Source organism: Legionella gresilensis (assembly GCF_900639865.1).
In the GTDB taxonomy this organism is placed as follows: domain Bacteria; phylum Pseudomonadota; class Gammaproteobacteria; order Legionellales; family Legionellaceae; genus Legionella_C; species Legionella_C gresilensis.
On the sequence record NZ_CAAAHX010000004.1, the window covers coordinates 123,563 to 141,531 of the forward strand.

Consider the following 17,969-nt stretch of genomic DNA (forward strand, 5'->3'; position numbering starts at 1 on the left):
GCGGGATCGAGTGCTAGGGTTGAATCTGGATTTTGCGAACAAGTTGCGGAACGTAGCGAGATTAAATAACTTGTTTTTTTATACCTACATCTCGCGGTTTAGCCGCCGGATTCAGAGATGTAGATAGATTTAGGGTAAAGGCATTTGTCTTAATAAACTTGCTTAATCAATTGAAAAATAACTGCGCTAAGGTGCTTATGGTGAACAGCTTAAGGCGAAAAAATATGACAACGTCAAAAACTTGTACAATAAAATTATTAAATAAGAATTACGATATTAAGTGCCCTGAAAATGAAGTTGATAATCTACAGCTGGCTGCAGCTAAATTAAATGAGCAATTATTACAGAATAAAAAAAAATTTAAACAGCTAGATGATTTTCAAAATTTAGTTTTGGCCTCCCTACATGTTAGCCATGAGCTCATTGTCTGCCAGAAACAGCAGGAACAGCAAAGACACCAAGTTACCCAATTTATTAATTCTTTAGAAAATAAGATAAATCAAGTAGTCAATGGCAATCCTTTTATCGAAGAAAAAATAGATTGAAGTACCTTTTTAAACTTTAATTTATTAGGCTCTAAGTGAAATAACCCTTCTAAAGCTTAAGGATTAATAGAAAGCATCTTTCTTTTCTATTTTTTAACTGTTGATTTAATGGTCATGTATTGTAGTCGGTGCTATACTCCATTTAACCGACAGTAGCTAGATTTATGAACCAATGCACATATTTAGGGAAGCATCCTGTAGTTAGCGTTGTGCAAGCCCACCTTGAAGTGGGAAGCCTGAACTAACTCATCCGCTACCCACTTGAACCCAAGGGTTCAAATCTCATGCTGTCGGCTACCTATATATCAAAACTCTTTAATTGCTCCTTGTAAGCTAATAACTGATCCCTTACTTTTGCTGCTAACTCAAATTCCATATTTTTTGCATGTGCATACATTTCTTTTTCAAGTAACTTTATTTGTTTTGCTAATTGTTCAGGGGTCAAAGATTTATAAGTTGGCTGGCGCTCAGCAACTTGGTTTTTACGCTTAGCACCTCCATAAGCACCTTCCATAATATCTTGGACGGCTTTGTTGATGCCTTGCGGTGTAATACCATGCTCAAGGTTAAAAGCAATTTGTTTATCCCGTCGCCTTTTTGTTTCATCCAAGGCACGTTGGATTGAGCCTGTAATTCGGTCTGCATATAAAATTGCACGGCCTTTAATATGACGAGCGGCACGGCCAATGGTCTGAATCAATGACCGATCAGAACGTAAAAAACCTTCCTTATCAGCATCTAAAATAGCGACTAACGCTACTTCAGGCATATCTAAGCCTTCCCGGAGTAAATTAATGCCAACTAAAACATCAAACTCACCTAAACGTAAGTCGCGAATAATCTCGACACGTTCAACGGTATCAATATCAGCATGTAAATAGCGTACTTTTATCCCATGCTCGCTTAAATAATCTGTTAAATCTTCAGCCATGCGTTTGGTTAACGTTGTTACTAAAACACGATAGCCTTGTTTAACGACAAGATTGATTTCAGAAAGTAAATCATCAACCTGATTTTTTACAGGCCGTATTATAACATCTGGATCAACAAGCCCAGTAGGCCTTACTACTTGTTCAGCTATATTATCAGCATGTTGCATTTCAAAAGGGCCTGGCGTTGCGGAAACATAGATTGTCTGTGGTGAGCGCGCTTCAAACTCTTCAAAACGTAACGGTCGATTATCTAGCGCTGATGGAAGGCGAAAACCGTAATTAACTAAGGTTTCTTTACGTGAGCGATCGCCACGATACATTCCACCGATCTGCGGTACTGTGACATGCGATTCATCAATAATTAATAATGCTTCTGGGGGTAGGTAATCAAACAGTGTAGGAGGGGCTTCACCTTGCTGTCGTCCTGACAAATAACGAGAGTAATTTTCTATGCCGGAACAATAACCAAGCTCTAACATCATTTCGATATCAAAACATGTACGCTGTTGTAGCCGCTGTGCCTCTACTAACTTATTTTGCGCAGTAAATTCATTAACACGCTCACGTAATTCTTCTTTTACCAATTCAACTGTTTGTAATAATTTATCTCGCGGCGTTACATAATGAGTTTTTGGAAAGACGGTAACGCGTGGTAAGCGTTGAATTACTTCGCCTGTTAGCGGATCAAAGCTTGCTAAATTTTCTACATAATCATCAAATAATTCAATACGAATAGCTTCTTTCTCAGCATCAGCAGGAAACACATCAATAACATCACCATGGACTCTAAATTGACCTCGTTCCAAGAAATTCAAATTACGGGTGTATTGCATTTCAGCAAGGCGTTGTAAAATTTTACGCTGGTCACATTGTTCTCCACGGGATAGATGTAATAACATACGCAAATAAGAATCAGGATCGCCTAAGCCGTAAATGGCAGAAACTGTAGCAACGATAATTGCATCTTTGCGTTCAATTAAAGCTTTTGTAGCTGATAAACGCATTTGTTCAATATGCTCATTAATAGAGGCATCCTTTTCAATAAACATATCAGAGGAGGGGACATAAGCTTCAGGCTGATAATAATCGTAATAAGAGACAAAGTATTCGACGGCATTATCAGGAAAAAACGCTTTAAATTCGCCATAGAGCTGTGCTGCTAATGTTTTATTAGGCGCCATGATCAACGTAGGTCGCTTTAATGCCTGAATAACATGAGCAATAGTAAACGTTTTACCTGAACCAGTTACACCTAAAAGGATTTGGCGCGCTAAGCCTGATTTTAGACCATCAATTAAGGAATTAATCGCTGTAGGCTGATCGCCCGCTGGTTTATAATTCGAATAAATTTTAAATATGTTTTTCATTTCAACAATAACCTAATTTGATTTAAAACTACGAAAATCAATTTAACAGGAGCTTTAATATGTACATTGCACTAGCTAATCGCGTGCAGCAAGTAAAACCTTCTCCTACCTTAGCTGTAGCAGCAAAGGCCACTCAAATGCAAGCTCAAGGGCTTGATATTGTCAATTTAGGAACAGGCGAGCCTGATTTTGATACCCCCAATCATATTAAAGAAGCTGCCATTGCTGCTATTAATGCTGGGTTTACTAAATACACAGCAGTTGACGGTATACCTGAATTAAAACAAGCTATTCGCGATAAATTTAAGCGAGATAACGGTTTTGATTATCAATTAAATCAGATCCTTGTTTCTGTTGGCGGTAAGCAAAGTATTTATAATCTTTGCCAAGCTCTTATTAATGACGGTGATGAAGTTATTATTCCGGCGCCTTATTGGGTATCTTATCCAGATATCGTTTTATTAGCTGGTGGTAAACCTGTTATTATACCGTCTATGCCGGCAAATCGCTATAAAATTAACCCTAATCAACTTGCAGAGGCTATTACCCCTAAAACAAAATTATTGTTCCTAAATAGTCCTTCTAACCCCTCGGGCGTAGCTTATAGTATAGCTGAATTACAAGCACTTGCTGAGATTTTGCAGCGTCATCCACATGTTATAATTGCTACAGATGATATGTATGAGCATATTATTTGGTCACACCCATTTGCCAATATCTTAAATGTTTGTCCTGATCTTTATGATCGTACTATTGTTCTTAATGGTGTTTCTAAAGCATATGCTATGACTGGCTGGCGCATTGGTTATGCTGCAGGGCCTGCCTCCCTTATCAATGCGATGAAAACCATCCAGTCTCAAGCAACGTCTAATCCTTGCTCAATCGCCCAGCGCGCAGCGGTCGCTGCCTTAAATGGCGGTTTGGAAACGGTACAGGACATGGTTAAAGCATTTAAACAACGCCATGATTACCTTGTTGATCGACTTAATAATATAAATGGCGTTGAAGTTATTCCAGCTGATGGTACTTTCTATATTTTTCCTAGTGTGCAAGAAATTATTACGCGCAAAGGCTTTGCTAATGATATCGAGTTTGCAGAAAAGTTATTACAAGAGGAAGGTGTCGCCTTAGTGCCTGGGTCCGCATTCGGTAATGAAGGTTGTATTCGTTTATCGTTTGCAACAAGTATGGAATGTCTACAAAAAGCCATGGATCGCTTGCAGCAATTCTGTCAAAAGTAAAAAAAATTCAAAATACTTAATAATACTATTGACCCACAAGCGGAATCGATTTAAGATTCCGCCTCATTCCCCGGTAGCTCAGTCGGTAGAGCGGATGACTGTTAATCATTAGGTCGGCGGTTCGAGCCCGTCCCGGGGAGCCATATTTTATATGGCTTCTATACTGATTCATCAAAATTTCAAATTTTACGTGTCGAATATGTGGGGTCTTCCCCAAATTAGGGGGCACAATAATCAACCGCATAACACTTTCACCCTTATACGATAATTTTCAAAATTTTTAAAGCCATAGGCACGTCGTTGGATGAGTTTCATCTTACGATGAAAGCCTTCAGTGATGCCGTTATTTTTAGTAAATCGCCACATACGCACGACTTCTTCTCGCCAGAGATACAGGGTTTTAGCCAGGGTTTGTAAAGGAGCAAGAGGGTCTTCCCCATTTACGGGGGCATTAATCAAGAACACAAGACTTTAACTCTCAACCTATAATTTTCAAAATTTCTAAAGCCATAAGCACGCCGTTGAATGAGCTTCATCTTACGATGGAAGCTTTCAGTGATACCGTTATTTTTAGTAAAGCGTCACATTCTAACGATTTCTTCCCGCCAAAGAAAGATAGTTTTACCGAGGGTTTTTAGAGAAGCAATAGGACTGTCTTTGAGCTGCTATAATCGCTTAAGGAAGAGTAGAATGAGTCGAGCGCACTGTTTAGCAGTACGATGCTTTTTCATCAATAAGCGATGTAGTCGTTGTTTAAAATAATAGAGAGCGGCAATGGCAGGTTGTTTGAGTAAATAGGCATCGCGACGGTTTAACTGCTTAAGGGTTAAGTTAGCAGGATTAGCTCTAAGACGCGAATTCTGCTTAAGGAATAATTGAAAAAAAGGCCTCACTATGATCAAATTCGTTGTGCGAACAATAAAAATGATCTGGAGGCCTACAATGAATTTAGAGGAAATATTCTGTCTTGTCGATGATTTTTGTCAAGAATTTATACCTCAATGGGAAAAGATGCTTTTAGCTGGCGGCAAGCGTCAACGTAAACGGTCAGGCAACTTAAGTGAAAGTGAGTTCATCACCATTTATCTATTATTTCAACCATCCGGTTATCGAGATTTCAAGCACTATTATCATAGAGAAGTTTTACAAGGGCGTTTAAGAAAAGCTTTTCCTAAAGCACTATCCTATACGCGATTTATAGCAAGGCTACCAAGAATTTTGTTCCCTTGTGTGCTTTTTTACAAAGTCTTTGTGTCCCCTTTGATGGCCTAGGCTTTATTGATTTAACCTCCTTTGCTGTTTGCCATAACAAAAGGACATCGAGCCACGCTATTTTTCGAGATTTTGCAAAACTTGGAAAAACGACTAAAGGGTGGTTTTATGGATTTAAACTGCATCTTATCTCTAATAGTCAGGGACAATTATGTGCTTGCAAACTAACCCCAGGTAATTGTGATGACCGAAAACCAGTAGAGCAGATGACACGTGATATGATTGGAAAGCTATTTGCTGACAAAGGATATATTGATCAAAAGCCCAACCAGACCCTACTCGATAGAGGCTTGCAATTGATTACAGGAATTAGAAAACGAATGAAAAATAAACTAATGCCGCTTATGGATAAGATTTTTCTACGTAAACGTGGGCTTATTGAAAGCACCAACAACCTACTTAAAAATGTCTTTCATCTTGAACATACTAGACACCGAAGTCCTATTAATGGCTTTGCCAATATGATTGCTTCATGTATTGCTTATGCACTACATCCTAACAAACCTGCTCTTAAGCTTGATGATAATGAGCGATATGAATTAATAGCTTAAACAGAATTCGCGTTATAAATAATTTTAATTAACTAATTCTGATACCTATAATGATAGAAGAATAGCAATATTAATGATGAAATGGATAAATAATACTGATTACGCACTAATTCCACAGCGACTCTTGCTAGGTTTGTAACAGTGATTGAAATTATATCCTTGTTATTAAGTCTAATTATTTTAATGTTAGAATTAATAAGTACAGGTATGGAGAATTTTTGATGAGATTGACGGTAACTCAGCTTGAGTGGGTAAAGAAATTTTATAATCCTACCTTTATAAGGTTTGTGATAGTTGGCACTCTAAACACGCTTATTAGCTATCTTGTATATCTTTTTCTATTAAATGTTACCACACTGAATATTGCTTATTCTATTACTTATTTATTAAGTGTCGTTACTTCTTATTTACTTAATTTAATTTATGTATTTAAGGAAAAGCATTCGTTTAAAAAGAGCCTTCAATTTCCTCTAATCTATTTGCTACAGTTTATTTTTAGCGTAATTTTATTGAACTTTTTTGTTTATTTTTTGGGTATGAATGAAAAGATTGCGCCATTGCTCATTATTTTACTTTTTGTGCCTATCACTTATTTCCTCATGCGAATAATTTTGACAAAAAGTTAAAGCAATAACGCTATAATTTAGCCGGCTTGTTCTGGATAACCAGGTGGTCTTGGTCCACGAGAAATATCAAAGGGCGTTGGTGATTTGTAATCATCTGCTTTATTATCTGAGGCGAGAAAAACGCCTTGTTTTTGTGCAGTTTGCGCAAGCTCTAATTCCACTTTTTTTGCAGGAATTAAATTTTTATCCATTAGCCTTGTAACAAATGCATCGTAGTATTTTGATGAATCACCACGAAAAGAAATACTTAGTTTATTATCTACCCGAATTAATGTGGCATTAAGCTTAATATTTTGATCGCTCAATTCTTTTTTAAATTGTTTGAATTCATTATTTATCGCATCATATAGAGTGGCAAGATCCTTTTGTTCATCTATATCCAGCAATTTATTTTCTTTAAAAGTAATCAAGCCCTGGGATAAATTCAAAGATAAGAAGATAAGGGCTAAATCATTATTATAGCCATATAGGAGGTCTTCTTCGGGTGATTCATGCCATACCTCACTAGCTTCTAAAAATGAAGATAATAACATTCCCTCTATAGGAGATGGTTTTAAATTGAGTGAGGGTGTACCTTCGTTCTCATACAAATCACCTGGATCACGCACTGATAACTTACCTTTATCACTGGAACCGCCACCGCCACCCCCGTGGCCTTGACAAAAAGTTCGGCCAAGGGCTTTACACATACTACAAATGGTTTCAACGGGTTTAGCTTTTGCGTCTCTTCTATCTCCATTTTCTAACTTGGGTGGAGTACCAAGTGCTGATAACGTAGCCATGTCTGCTTCCTTAATACTTTACTAATGTTATGATCTTAACCTTAATTAGAGGACTATTTAGGCAAATTGAGGCTTTTTTTACAATTTATTTGCAAAAATTGCATGTATGTGGTCTTACGTTAACACATCAATTGATAAATTCTCCTAAGTTTACGTGTATTTATTTAATATTAGAGTGATGGCATGGTTAATAAAATTGTTTCTGGTGGCCAAACAGGGGTAGATCACGCAGCGCTTAAGGTTGCAGCGGAGTTAGGATTTATGACTGGAGGATGGTGTGTAAAAGGCGGGTTAGATGAAAATGGTAGTTGTATCTTAAATCAGTATCCTAGTTTACAAGAAACTACTACATCAGATCCGGCTAGACGTACAAAATTAAACGTTCGTGATTCGGATGGCACCTTAATTATTGTACCTAATTGGCCATGGTCTAATATGCAAGATGGTACCGGTTTAACAATTCAAGAGGCTAAAAAACAACATAAACCCTATTTAATAGTTAGTTTATATAAAGTTCAAACAAATAATTGCGTAGACTGGGTAGAGGTAAATAATATTAGTGTACTTAATATCGCAGGGCCTAGGGAGTCAAACAGCCCCGGTATTTATAAAGAAGCATATAGATTTCTTAAGGGGTACTTATCCTTATTTAAGGCTCTTCCTTGATGTATTCTTAATTGCATTAAACAATTTTTAAAAATTATAGATCTGTCCTAGCCTTTAATTAAGGCCATGTTTGTTCTTATTTTAGTCTGAGAAAAACGAAGACTATATCTTAGGCAATTAGAGTTTGAGAAGTTACTATAAAAGTTTATACTTTGGCGCTTAATCTGACTAATAATTGTATATTATGAAAAAAAATTTTAAACCCTCAGTATTTTTATTAGAAAATAATCCTAATTCTCGAGGCATGCACTTCTTTTTAAAAAAAAAGTCATTTGGTATAGGAGAACAAACCCAAAGTGATAGATGGTCTACTTGTAAAAAAATACAACTTACTATCTTTTATGATATAGCTGATAAAGCAATGCTAGAAAATAATAGTAGCCATGGGATTTTTCATTCTGGTTTTGAATGGAACATACTTGATGAAGAATTAAAGCATTTAAAAATTACACCAAAAGAAACCATAATTATCGATGTAACACTGCTCATTCAATATTCTCCAGATACCTCTTTGGCTGTAAAAATAATGTCTTATCCTAGTGTAGAGGTCGCTAGTGCTCTGCTAGTGTTAGGTGGGTTTTTAGCATTAACTACTGCACTCATTACTTTAATACCGCCTGTTGGCGCTGCAGTAGCTGTAAGTAGCGCTAGCATTGCATTAGTTGGTGGCATTCTTCTTACGATAGGTTTAACCCTGGCACTTATTTCACGTCATTGTCAAAATAAAGTAGATAATGCACCTTTAAAAGGGGAGGTTAATTTAAGTGTAGAGCAACTCGGTAGGCCTGATTCAAGAAGATCAGTTAGTCAGCAAGCAAAAGAGGTTCTAATGCCACAATTTTTCTCTGCCAAGAAAGCCGAGAGTGAAATTAGTGAAGTTCCCACAAATATCTATAGTAATAATTGAGCCTTATTAGTGTATAAGTTAGACGCTCAACCTATAATTTATCCTTGTTTATAAAAGTTATTTTCCCTCTTAAATTTAGCAATTATAAAATTTTGTACTATGTTTAAACTGTAGTAGTGAATTATGGACTATTAACGAAAGAGGGAAGAATATGAAAAAGTTAATACTCACAGCAACTTCTGTTGCTATACTTTCAGCAGCCTTAGCTGGCTGTGGTTGGAATACTATGGACAACATGGGTGGCGCTGTCGTAAGAACAAGCACAGGTGTTGTCAATACAACTGGTGCAGTTGTTACTGATACAGTTGGTGGTGGTGTAGCTGTGTTAACAGGCCAACCTGTTGTTTATCGAGATATGGTTGCTTTCCGTAAGCATGGTGTTATTTATCATAATGGTCATACTTATACAGTTAAACATGGCCGTTATGTTATGATGCACTAATTTAGTTTGCCTTTCATTAACTAGTTTAATGAAAGGCATCTTTTTACCTACGGTTAAGTAAAATTTTTCTATGCTATCTAATCTTCTATTAAATTAAAGTTTATCTACCTTACTTGATAAAAATTAACTTACCTCATTTGCTTAATCTTATCGGAAAGCGATAAAATTATAATTATTTTCTATACTTAATTAGTGATAACAGAATAGATTATGCTTAATTATTTGTAATATTTAAAAAAGCCTAAATAAGCTGGATAATTAGCTAAAGCATTTATTAATCTAATTCATTATTTCGGGGAGTGGCGCTTATGAGGATAATTCTGGCTGGCTTGCTTTTAGTAACAAGTAGTTTGTTAACAGGTTGCTGGACAACTCAATCCGGACAGAAGTCAGGTATTATTGTCAAAGTCGCAAAAGAAGGTCGTTACTGGGGTACGTACGAAGGGGAGTTAATTCGTGGTGGGCTTGATAATGCAAGTGGCGCAACTGGCAAAGAGTTTCATTTTACGCTTGGTCAATTTAAATCAGATTTAGTAAAGAAAGCCATTTTAGCCATGGAAAGCAATAAACATGTTATGCTGACTTATCATTGTGAAGCATTTACTTTTCCTTGGAGTGGTGAAACAAAATGCTTTGTTGATGATATTAAAATTTTAGAGTCTACTATTAAAGGGCCTTAAAGTAGTTTTCTAGTTAGCAGGCTTGTGAATAAAACCCTAAATTTAGGGTTTTAATTAATTTAACGTTAATTGATCAATGAATGCTGCACCCATTAATTGTGAAGGTGTTCGATACCCACCTTTTACTTGATTTTTTAAGAGGTGTTCGACAATTGCTAAGCTACCTGTTACTGTAAGGGCGTATCCATTACCAGTGGTAATACGAATAGTTTTACTGTCACCCTTAGTGTTTTTTACTTCTCCCCAAACATAGGTAACTAGCTCTTTAAGTTGTTTAGCATCTGGGCCTTTTTGAGCTGCAGCCTTCTTTTTTAAAAATTTTTGTACAAAGTTTAATTTTAGAAGCCACCGTAAGTAATTGGCTTTTTTGAGGAAAGATAGATTCTTTGGAGAGATAGGAAGATAAACTTCAATATTAGGTATTTTTGTTGTGTAATAAGCAGTGCTCACATCGCCCCAGGGAATAGTGGTGGCTAATTTTTCACCTTTGCCAAAATCAATTTTACGTGTTTTCCATCCTAACGGGACCGTTTTTAGTTCCCCATTAATACGCACCTTACCTCCCTCTGCCAAACCTTCGACAGCCGTTTTTGCTGTGCCTGGCGACAAAACAGAGTTAGAATCAAAGCCTAGCGCTAAATAGTTAGCATCTGGCAGCGCTTGCTTTAATTTTGCTGCGACACAGTCAGTTGGTATAACGTCGAATCCTGCCCCTGGGCAAAGTACGATTTGGGCTATTTCTGCCTGCTCCTTTTGCCCATAAGCATATTCAAAAACACTGATCTCACCCGTAATATCTACATAATGTGTATTAGATTGAATACATGCTGATATTAATAGTTGACTTGTAGAGGAAAAAGGACCAGCGCAATTTAAGACTATTTTTATATCAGTGAGTTGTTTTATTAAGTCAGCTTGCTCGAATAAATCAAAAACACGGCTCGTAAATCCTAGTTCATTAGCCAATAAGTGAATTTTATCAGCGTTACGTCCAGCAAGAATTGGGCTTAGCCCTCGAGCTTTTGCTTCTCTTGCTATTAATTCACCTGTATAGCCATTCGCGCCATAAATCATCCAATTATTCATTATTTTATTCCCTAAAATAAATCTGCTTAGAATTCACGTTAAAAGATAAAAGACCTACTCTAATAAAAAAGATTTTAAATGGCCTTTATTCTAAAGCTTATACATTTATATTTTTAAGCCAGGAACAGAAAAAAGTTGTCTATCCTGAAGACGTAAAGCCGTAAGGCGCCCGCCCCATAAGCAGCCTGTGTCGAGAGCATAAATACGAGGGTGAGAACACCTACCTTGTAGGGCAGCCCAATGGCCAAAAACAATATCCGCCTCAATTTCTTGCCTTCCTGGGACAGAAAACCACGGTATGAATTGGAGTGGAGCTTCCTCAATAGTCCCTTTATATTCTAAATGTAGTTCACCATGAGATCCGCAAAAACGCATACGAGTAAAATAATTTGTAATAACTCGCCACCGCTCAAAACTCGTAAGATGAGGTGACCAAGAATTCGGTAGGTTGCCATACATATGATTTAGATAAGCCTGGTAATCTTCGCCCTGTAAAACAGCTTCTAATTCTAAAGCACATGCTTTAGCAGTAGCTAAATCCCATATAGGGGCTATGCCAGCATGACACATGACAATATTAAATGCTTCACTGTAATAAAGAAAATGCTGTTGACGCAACCAGTGTCCTAGCTCATATCTATCATCGGCCATTAAGATTGATTGCAGCGTGTCATCTTTATTTGTTCTCGAAGCATTACCAAAGAGCTTGTTTAATAGATGTAGGTCATGATTTCCTAATGTCATCGGCGATTTAATAGGTAAATCTTTAACAAATCGAAGGACCTCTAAAGATTGGGGGCCGCGGTTGACTAAATCGCCAACAAACCAGAGTTTATCTGTATGCTCATTAAATTGTATATGGTCAAGTAGACGTAGAAGCGGCTCAAAACAACCTTGTATATCACCAATAACATAGTCAGCCACGCGATGTTAATCCAGGATTTAATTTTTGCTCTGGCGTTTTTGAGACGGTTGCTTGTTGCCACTGGCCAGCTGTATTTAATACCTCTAACGAATTAGTAACATTCGTTTGTTGCGGTGCAGTAAAATTACTAGAAAATTGCGCTGAATGAATAACTTCAATATCCGATATGGTTGATGTTTTGCCTGTGTTTAAATTATAAAATTGGACTGAAGCAGGTAAGGCAACCGCATAATGACTAAATACAATACCACTTTGCATTTGCTTAGTATTATTTTGCTCAAAGCGAGCTAAAGTGCTACCGTCGGGGCCAACTTCATGTAATTTTAAAGATAAAAAAGCATTTTGAGCAGCTTGCCAGTTTTTATATTCAGGATGCTCTCGAACAAACCATTTAAAAATATCAGGACACATTAATAAACCGCCTGGTACCATATATAAAGGTGCCTTATTAATCATAATAATTCCAGACTCTAGAGATTTAGTCAGCCATTGGACGAATTGTGTTCCTATTTGTTGTTCCAGCTCACTAATGGATTCTGGAACTCCACCAGTAAAGGTACCTGTCCTGCCATAGCGATTATTTTTATTACTTGCAAGTTTAAAGTTTAATTGATTGAGATATCGTTGTATTGCTATTGCATCCGCGCGAATTAATATAGCGCCCAGTGTTCCTGCTGAATACAGATCTTCATTAAGTAAGGCAAGCCAAACAGCTAAAACTTGCGTATTAGAAACAATCCAACTAAAGCCGCTTGTTGGCATTAACGTTCGGGCTAAAAGAATGTTTAAACGCTTACGTAAATCATTATCATTTTCTTTTTGAAAAGAGTAATTATAACAGCTACCTATAGAAGCTAAGTCTTCTAGTAATGGGTTCCATAATTTTAGGAATTGCCCGTTATTATCATAAAGCTCTACTAGATAATCAATTTGTAATTTGCCAATGCCCTGTAATAAGGCTGCAGAAAATAAAGCATATTGCCATAATCTTTGTTCTTCGGAATAATCTGTCTCTTCTTCTAAGAGGACAAATTTTTTAAATAAATTAAGTGCTGCTTCAGTTCGATTAAGCGCATAATCTAATAGACCGCCTTGTTGAGAATAATAACTGTTTGAAGTTTCTGGTAAATTTTGTACATGATTAACCAAATTATGAATAATACTTAAACAAAGGCTATCAAAGCGTGATTTCTCTAAAGAGCACGCGCTACCAATTTGCTCTAGCAATAAAGCCCTTTTCTCTTCTGAAAGTATTTCTTCTACAGTTAGTATTCGTGTTAAATCCTTTAAGGGTTTAGCCTGTCCTATACCTTTTTTACTGTATCGATTAAACAAGTTAATCTCCAAAAATTTAGCCATGATTTATAAAATTACCGTTTATTATTTAAATTTATTTTTTCTGCTAAAAAATTAGCCACTCTAATATAGTTTAGTAGACTAATTTGTTCAGGCCTATAACCAGCATCAATCCCTAAACTAGTTAATTCTTGTGCACTAATAAGTGATTTTAAATTATTAGCTAAGGTCTTACGTCGCATCGAAAATGCAGTTGCTACTAATTTTTGTAATATTTTAAGGTCAGCATCTGGATGAGGTAAAGTTAAGTAAGGCACTAATTTTACTACCGATGAATTGACCTTGGGCTCAGGATAAAAAGCCTCTGGCGGTACATCAAATAAAGGGGTTACTTCACAATAGTATTGTACGATAATACTTAATCGACCATAGTCCTTATTACCAGGTTCTGCGCTTAACCGTTCAACCACTTCCTTTTGCAGCATAAAATGCATGTCTTTGATATTTTTAACAAAAGATAACAGATGTAGTATTAAAGGGGTAGAAATATTATAAGGTAAATTACCTACAATACGTAACTGATTCCCCCAGGTATCATAAGGAATAGTTAGTGCATCGGCAGCTATAATTTCTAATTGATTTGGTTTAAAAGCCTGGCTTAGGAAGGCCTGTAAATCTCTATCAATTTCAACAGCTCTTAGTTTTTTTAAATGTTTTAACAGTAAATTGGTTAATGCGCCTTTGCCAGGGCCAATTTCTAAGACATTATCATCAGGATGTAAGCTAAGTGCATTAATTATATTTGCAATAATGGCCTGATCTTTTAGAAAATTCTGACCAAATCGCTTTCGTGGCTTATGGTTCACTTAATTACCTCAAAACACCTTAAACTGTACTTAAGAGCATATTATATCGCTTTAAGGCTGTATAAAGGTATTATTTTAACTTGTAATTTACAGTCTTGACAGGAGTTGAATAGATATTAATGGGTTAGCTACGGCTGAAATTATGCAACGTAAAATGAGATGTTCCTATTAATTTTAAGCTGCATAATTAAAAATTTTGCAGAAAGGTTGCTCCCTATCAAGAATAAAATTATGCTAATTTAAAACTTAACTTATCAAGCGAGTTCATGTTAAGCCACTTATTAGAATTAAGACAACGTGCGTTGCTTGTAATAAGTATTTTTCTATGCTTTTTTGTATTGTTTTTTTATTTCTCGCAACAACTATTTTATTGGCTCGTAAAGCCGTTGCTTTCTATTTTACCGGCTGATAATTTTATTATTGCAACTCAAATTACGTCTCCCATTCTAACACCACTCAATTTAGCTGCTGATACAGCCTTACTCTGTACCGCACCCGTTGCACTTTATCATATTTGGCAGTTTGCAGCGCCAGGACTTTATGCACGTGAACGACAAAAGTTAGGTAGTAGTATCTTATTAAGTATCTCTTTATTTATTACTGGCGTGCTGTTTTGCTTTTACATTGTATTACCTTTTATGTTTCAATTTTTTACTAAAGCAACACCTTTTCCGGTTAAGATCATGCCTGATATGGCAAGCACACTTGATTTTATTACGCGGATGTTGCTGTTATTTGGTTTTTGTTTTCAAGTACCTCTCATCTGTTTAACTTTGGCTCATTTAGATTTAGTAAGTATCACTGTTTTACGGCAAATTCGCCCTTATGTTATTGTGGGCGCCTTTACCATTGGTATGTTATTAACGCCACCTGATGTTCTATCACAAGTTATGCTCGCGGTCCCACTGTGCATTTTATATGAGCTAGGTATTATTTTAGCGTCCTATAAACAGAAAAATACTTAAGTTTGTAAACATAATAACCGATAAAAAACATGTTCTACCTTTATTAAAGGAAGGTAACATGCAAAAAGTGGCAAAGTTTAATATTGGTGATTGTGTTGTGCATCAACGGCAAGGTTATCGAGCCGTCGTTATCGATATCGATCCTCTCTTCCAAGCTTCGGGGCGCCCTAACCCCCAAGCAACTAAGCGTGATTTTGCTACTCGCAATCCTTGGTATCGTTTATTGGTTGATAATAGTAGTCAAATAACTTACGTGGAAGAGTGCCATTTAAAACACGATCTTTTTGAGCATGAAATTGATAATCCAAAAATTTCTTCTTATCTTAAAATACAACAGGGTCGTTATTGTAGTAATATAAATAGGCACTAAGTATTCCTAACCATTAATATTAGTAGGCCTACAAAGGCAATTAAAATGATAGCTAATATTCCCATGGTAAAAAAACTTTTATTTAAATTGTCGCGGCTAAATAAATCGGGCCTAGATTTAATACTGCGATACATAATCCATATAATTAATGCTGCACCAATAAGTCCTAAAATTTGATAAACCGTTTCCATTTAATTACTCCTTCTTTGCTTCAAAGCTAAATGCATCAGAATATATATGATTAATTGGAATTCCGTGGGCAACTAAGGCATCACGAATGTCATAAACCATATCAAACGGGCCGCCAATAACAATTTCATATTTATTCAAGTCATGTGGGTGTTGCTGAACTATATAATTAGCAATTTTATCTTTTATATTAGTATTAGATAAAAGAGGAAAATAACGAAAATGGTCAACATGGGCTTGCCATTGCTTCACTTTTTCATCCATATATAAATCACTTTGAGAACGTGCGCTCCAATAAAGCTCAAAAGGCCTTGAATCACCTGTAGCTAATAATTGTTCTATCATTGCTTTAATAGGTGCAAAGCCAGTACCTCCAGCAATAAACAATATGGGCGCCTTAGTTTTTAATTTATTTAAATGACAATCACCAAAAGGTAAACGAATGTTAACTGCGCCTCGTTTTTTGATTTCAGCAAAGAGGGCGCGATTACAAAGGTCTTGTTGGACATGCCGAATATGAAGCTCATATTTATGAGAGCCTAAAGGCGCGTTAGCGATAGAATAACTTAAATACTCATTTGCTAAAAAAATTTGTAAATATTGTCCCGCTTGATAATCAATATAATGACTAGGCGATAGGATGATTTTCATAACCCTGTCGGTTAGCGGTGAAATACACTCAATCTGGGCGCTAATTAAAGTTTGATTCACAATGATAATCCTAAATGTTGCCAATAAGCTTCTACAGTCTGTACAACATCCTTATCCATAGTTATAGGCTCACCCCATTCACGCTGTGTTTCACCGGGCCACTTACTTGTTGCATCTAATCCCATTTTCGAACCTAGCCCTGAAATAGGTGAGGCAAAATCTAGATAATCAATAGGTGTATTATCCATTACAACAGTATCACGTGAGGGATCCATGCGAGTCGTCATTGCCCAGATAACATCCTGCCAATTGCGTGCATCAATATCATCATCACAAACAATGACAAATTTTGTATACATGAATTGTCTTAAAAAAGACCAAACGGCCATCATAATTCGCTTAGCATGACCAGGATATTGTTTTGTAATTGTAACGATAGCCAATCGATAAGAACATCCTTCAGGAGGCAAATAAAAATCAACAATTTCCGGAAATTGTTTTTGCAATAATGGGATGAATACTTCATTTAAAGCAACGCCTAAAATAGCTGGTTCATCAGGTGGGCGGCCAGTATAGGTACTATGGTAAATAGGTTGATCGCGATGAGTTATTCGTTCTACCGTGAAAACGGGAAAGGCCTGTACTTCGTTATAATACCCCGTATGATCACCATAAGGACCCTCTGGTGCTTCAACGCCAGGCTCTAGATAACCTTCTAATATAATTTCAGCAGTTGCAGGTACATGTAAATCATTACCTATGCAACGGGTTAATTGAGTGCGTTGGCCGCGTAGTAGTCCTGCAAAAGCATATTCAGATAGTGTGTCAGGAATCGGTGTAACCGCTGCAAGAATAGTGGCTGGGTCAGCGCCTAAAGTAACGGCAAAAGGAAAACGTTCCCCAGGGTAAGCTTGCTGCCAAGCTTGAAAATCTAAAGCACCACCTCGATGAGATAACCACCGCATAATCAGTTTATTTTTACTTAGCACTTGTTGGCGATAAATACCCATATTTTCTCGCGTTTTCTCAGGGCCTTTAGTGGTTACTAATCCCCAAGTAATCAAGGGTGCTGCATCTTTAGGCCAACAAGTTTGAATCGGTAGACGATACAAATCAACCTCGTCTTTCTCCCATACATGGGTTTGGCAAGTTGCATAATTGATGTATTTAGGTGCCATATTTAACGCTTGCTTTAAAAGAGGTAACTTGCTAAAGGCATCTTTAAACCCTTTAGGAGGTTCAGGCTCTTTTAATGCCGCTAACAATTTACCTACTTCTCTTAAAGCTGTAATACTTTCTTCACCCATACCTAATGCAACCCGTTCTACTGTCCCAAAAAGATTAGTTAATATAGGCATTGACGCTTGTTTAGGTTGCGTAAAGAGGAGCGCCGGTCCTTGGACCTTTAAAACTTTATCGCTAACTACCGTCATTTCGAGATAAGGCGATACAGGATAGTTAATACGCTTTAATAAGTTACGGGCTTCAAGTTGTTCAATAAAATCCCGCAAGTCAGAATACTTCATATTATTTTAGGGTAAATCGTTTAGTAGGGATTATGTCATAGTCTTTCTAGGAAAGAATAGTTTTTATTGTATATCGCCATCCAC

20 protein-coding genes, 1 tRNA gene, 1 other RNA gene and 2 pseudogenes are annotated in these 17,969 nt (G+C 36.6%); 13 read left to right on the top strand and 11 right to left on the bottom strand.

What is annotated here, in order from left to right:
- Positions 1-224: 224 nt before the first annotated feature.
- Together E1P04_RS05850 and ssrS are read left to right on the top strand one after the other, a co-directional pair.
- On the top strand, positions 225-545 hold the full coding sequence (locus E1P04_RS05850; protein ID WP_131781990.1) for a cell division protein ZapA: 321 nt from the start codon (positions 225-227) through the stop codon (positions 543-545).
- A gap of 141 nt (positions 546-686) precedes the next feature.
- Positions 687-845: non-coding RNA, 6S RNA (ssrS, locus tag E1P04_RS05855), on the top strand.
- Here the strand turns inward: ssrS and uvrB are convergent.
- Complete coding sequence (gene uvrB, locus E1P04_RS05860) at positions 844-2,844, bottom strand: excinuclease ABC subunit UvrB (protein WP_131781991.1); 2,001 nt, start codon at positions 2,842-2,844, stop codon at positions 844-846. The genes ssrS and uvrB overlap by 2 nt on opposite strands.
- Before the next feature lie 59 nt (positions 2,845-2,903).
- Between uvrB and E1P04_RS05865 the strand changes: the two genes are divergently transcribed.
- Both E1P04_RS05865 and E1P04_RS05870 read left to right on the top strand, forming a co-directional pair.
- Positions 2,904-4,085 (top strand): pyridoxal phosphate-dependent aminotransferase, encoded by a 1,182-nt coding sequence (locus E1P04_RS05865; protein WP_131781992.1) that lies wholly within the window; start codon positions 2,904-2,906, stop codon positions 4,083-4,085.
- Between the two features lie 67 nt (positions 4,086-4,152).
- A tRNA-Asn gene (locus E1P04_RS05870) sits at positions 4,153-4,228 on the top strand.
- Positions 4,229-4,319: 91 nt separating this feature from the next.
- Here the strand turns inward: E1P04_RS05870 and E1P04_RS05875 are convergent.
- Positions 4,320-4,502: pseudogene (locus E1P04_RS05875) on the bottom strand (transposase); the annotation flags it as partial.
- Between the two features lie 38 nt (positions 4,503-4,540).
- Positions 4,541-4,936 (bottom strand): annotated as a pseudogene (locus E1P04_RS05880) (ISL3 family transposase); the annotation flags it as partial.
- Between the two features lie 91 nt (positions 4,937-5,027).
- On the opposite strand from E1P04_RS05880, the gene E1P04_RS17860 reads away from it, so the two are divergent.
- The 3 genes from E1P04_RS17860 to E1P04_RS18365 all read left to right on the top strand — a co-directional run bounded on the left by E1P04_RS17860 (position 5,028) and on the right by E1P04_RS18365 (position 6,534).
- Positions 5,028-5,357 (top strand): hypothetical protein, encoded by a 330-nt coding sequence (locus tag E1P04_RS17860; protein WP_207385989.1) that lies wholly within the window; start codon positions 5,028-5,030, stop codon positions 5,355-5,357.
- Positions 5,312-5,908: an IS982 family transposase gene (locus tag E1P04_RS05885; protein WP_207385990.1), complete on the top strand. Its 597-nt coding sequence runs from the start codon at positions 5,312-5,314 to the stop codon at positions 5,906-5,908. The genes E1P04_RS17860 and E1P04_RS05885 overlap by 46 nt, the downstream gene beginning before the upstream one ends.
- Before the next feature lie 221 nt (positions 5,909-6,129).
- Positions 6,130-6,534 carry a GtrA family protein gene (locus tag E1P04_RS18365; RefSeq protein WP_207385991.1) on the top strand — a complete coding sequence of 135 codons (405 nt, stop codon included), beginning with the start codon at positions 6,130-6,132 and terminating at the stop codon, positions 6,532-6,534.
- A gap of 17 nt (positions 6,535-6,551) precedes the next feature.
- Here the strand turns inward: E1P04_RS18365 and E1P04_RS05895 are convergent, their stop codons facing one another.
- Positions 6,552-7,316 (bottom strand): hypothetical protein, encoded by a 765-nt coding sequence (locus tag E1P04_RS05895; protein WP_131781994.1) that lies wholly within the window; start codon positions 7,314-7,316, stop codon positions 6,552-6,554.
- A 183-nt stretch (positions 7,317-7,499) separates the two neighbouring features.
- Here E1P04_RS05895 and E1P04_RS05900 point away from each other — a divergent pair, with 183 nt between their 5' ends.
- From E1P04_RS05900 to E1P04_RS05915, 4 genes are all read left to right on the top strand, one after another.
- Positions 7,500-7,982: a putative molybdenum carrier protein gene (locus tag E1P04_RS05900; protein WP_131781995.1), complete on the top strand. Its 483-nt coding sequence runs from the start codon at positions 7,500-7,502 to the stop codon at positions 7,980-7,982.
- 184 nt (positions 7,983-8,166) lie between these two features.
- Complete coding sequence (locus E1P04_RS05905) at positions 8,167-8,889, top strand: hypothetical protein (RefSeq protein WP_131781996.1); 723 nt, start codon at positions 8,167-8,169, stop codon at positions 8,887-8,889.
- Positions 8,890-9,040: 151 nt separating this feature from the next.
- Positions 9,041-9,331 (top strand): hypothetical protein, encoded by a 291-nt coding sequence (locus E1P04_RS05910; RefSeq protein ID WP_131781997.1) that lies wholly within the window; start codon positions 9,041-9,043, stop codon positions 9,329-9,331.
- A gap of 308 nt (positions 9,332-9,639) precedes the next feature.
- Positions 9,640-10,011 carry a hypothetical protein gene (locus E1P04_RS05915; RefSeq protein WP_115329470.1) on the top strand — a complete coding sequence of 124 codons (372 nt, stop codon included), beginning with the start codon at positions 9,640-9,642 and terminating at the stop codon, positions 10,009-10,011.
- Positions 10,012-10,065: 54 nt separating this feature from the next.
- On the opposite strand, the gene E1P04_RS05920 is transcribed toward E1P04_RS05915, so the two are convergent.
- The 4 genes from E1P04_RS05920 to rsmA all read right to left on the bottom strand — a co-directional run bounded on the left by E1P04_RS05920 (position 10,066) and on the right by rsmA (position 14,184).
- Positions 10,066-11,097 carry a saccharopine dehydrogenase family protein gene (locus E1P04_RS05920; protein ID WP_131781998.1) on the bottom strand — a complete coding sequence of 344 codons (1,032 nt, stop codon included), beginning with the start codon at positions 11,095-11,097 and terminating at the stop codon, positions 10,066-10,068.
- 105 nt (positions 11,098-11,202) lie between these two features.
- Complete coding sequence (locus E1P04_RS05925) at positions 11,203-12,021, bottom strand: symmetrical bis(5'-nucleosyl)-tetraphosphatase (protein ID WP_131781999.1); 819 nt, start codon at positions 12,019-12,021, stop codon at positions 11,203-11,205.
- Positions 12,014-13,357 (bottom strand): TraI domain-containing protein, encoded by a 1,344-nt coding sequence (locus tag E1P04_RS05930; RefSeq protein WP_207385992.1) that lies wholly within the window; start codon positions 13,355-13,357, stop codon positions 12,014-12,016. The genes E1P04_RS05925 and E1P04_RS05930 overlap by 8 nt, the downstream gene beginning before the upstream one ends.
- Before the next feature lie 35 nt (positions 13,358-13,392).
- Positions 13,393-14,184 (bottom strand): 16S rRNA (adenine(1518)-N(6)/adenine(1519)-N(6))-dimethyltransferase RsmA, encoded by a 792-nt coding sequence (gene rsmA, locus E1P04_RS05935; protein ID WP_131782000.1) that lies wholly within the window; start codon positions 14,182-14,184, stop codon positions 13,393-13,395.
- A gap of 266 nt (positions 14,185-14,450) precedes the next feature.
- Here rsmA and tatC point away from each other — a divergent pair, with 266 nt between their 5' ends.
- Positions 14,451-15,149 (top strand): twin-arginine translocase subunit TatC, encoded by a 699-nt coding sequence (gene tatC / locus E1P04_RS05940; RefSeq protein WP_131782001.1) that lies wholly within the window; start codon positions 14,451-14,453, stop codon positions 15,147-15,149.
- A 58-nt stretch (positions 15,150-15,207) separates the two neighbouring features.
- The gene (gene hspQ / locus E1P04_RS05945; RefSeq protein WP_131782002.1) at positions 15,208-15,519 is read left to right on the top strand and encodes a heat shock protein HspQ; all 312 of its coding nucleotides are present in this window, start codon (positions 15,208-15,210) and stop codon (positions 15,517-15,519) included.
- Here the strand turns inward: hspQ and E1P04_RS05950 are convergent.
- From E1P04_RS05950 to ubiD, 3 genes are read right to left on the bottom strand one after another with little or no spacing between them, the layout of a single operon-like run.
- On the bottom strand, positions 15,516-15,710 hold the full coding sequence (locus E1P04_RS05950) for a hypothetical protein (RefSeq protein WP_131782003.1): 195 nt from the start codon (positions 15,708-15,710) through the stop codon (positions 15,516-15,518). The two genes, hspQ and E1P04_RS05950, sit on opposite strands and share 4 nt — an antisense overlap.
- A gap of 4 nt (positions 15,711-15,714) precedes the next feature.
- Positions 15,715-16,419, bottom strand: a complete 705-nt coding sequence (locus tag E1P04_RS05955; protein ID WP_131782004.1) for an NAD(P)H-flavin reductase — start codon at positions 16,417-16,419, stop codon at positions 15,715-15,717.
- Entirely contained in the window at positions 16,416-17,885 is a 1,470-nt protein-coding gene (ubiD, locus tag E1P04_RS05960) for a 4-hydroxy-3-polyprenylbenzoate decarboxylase (RefSeq protein ID WP_131782005.1), read from the bottom strand. The genes E1P04_RS05955 and ubiD overlap by 4 nt, the downstream gene beginning before the upstream one ends.
- Positions 17,886-17,969 lie beyond the last annotated feature (84 nt).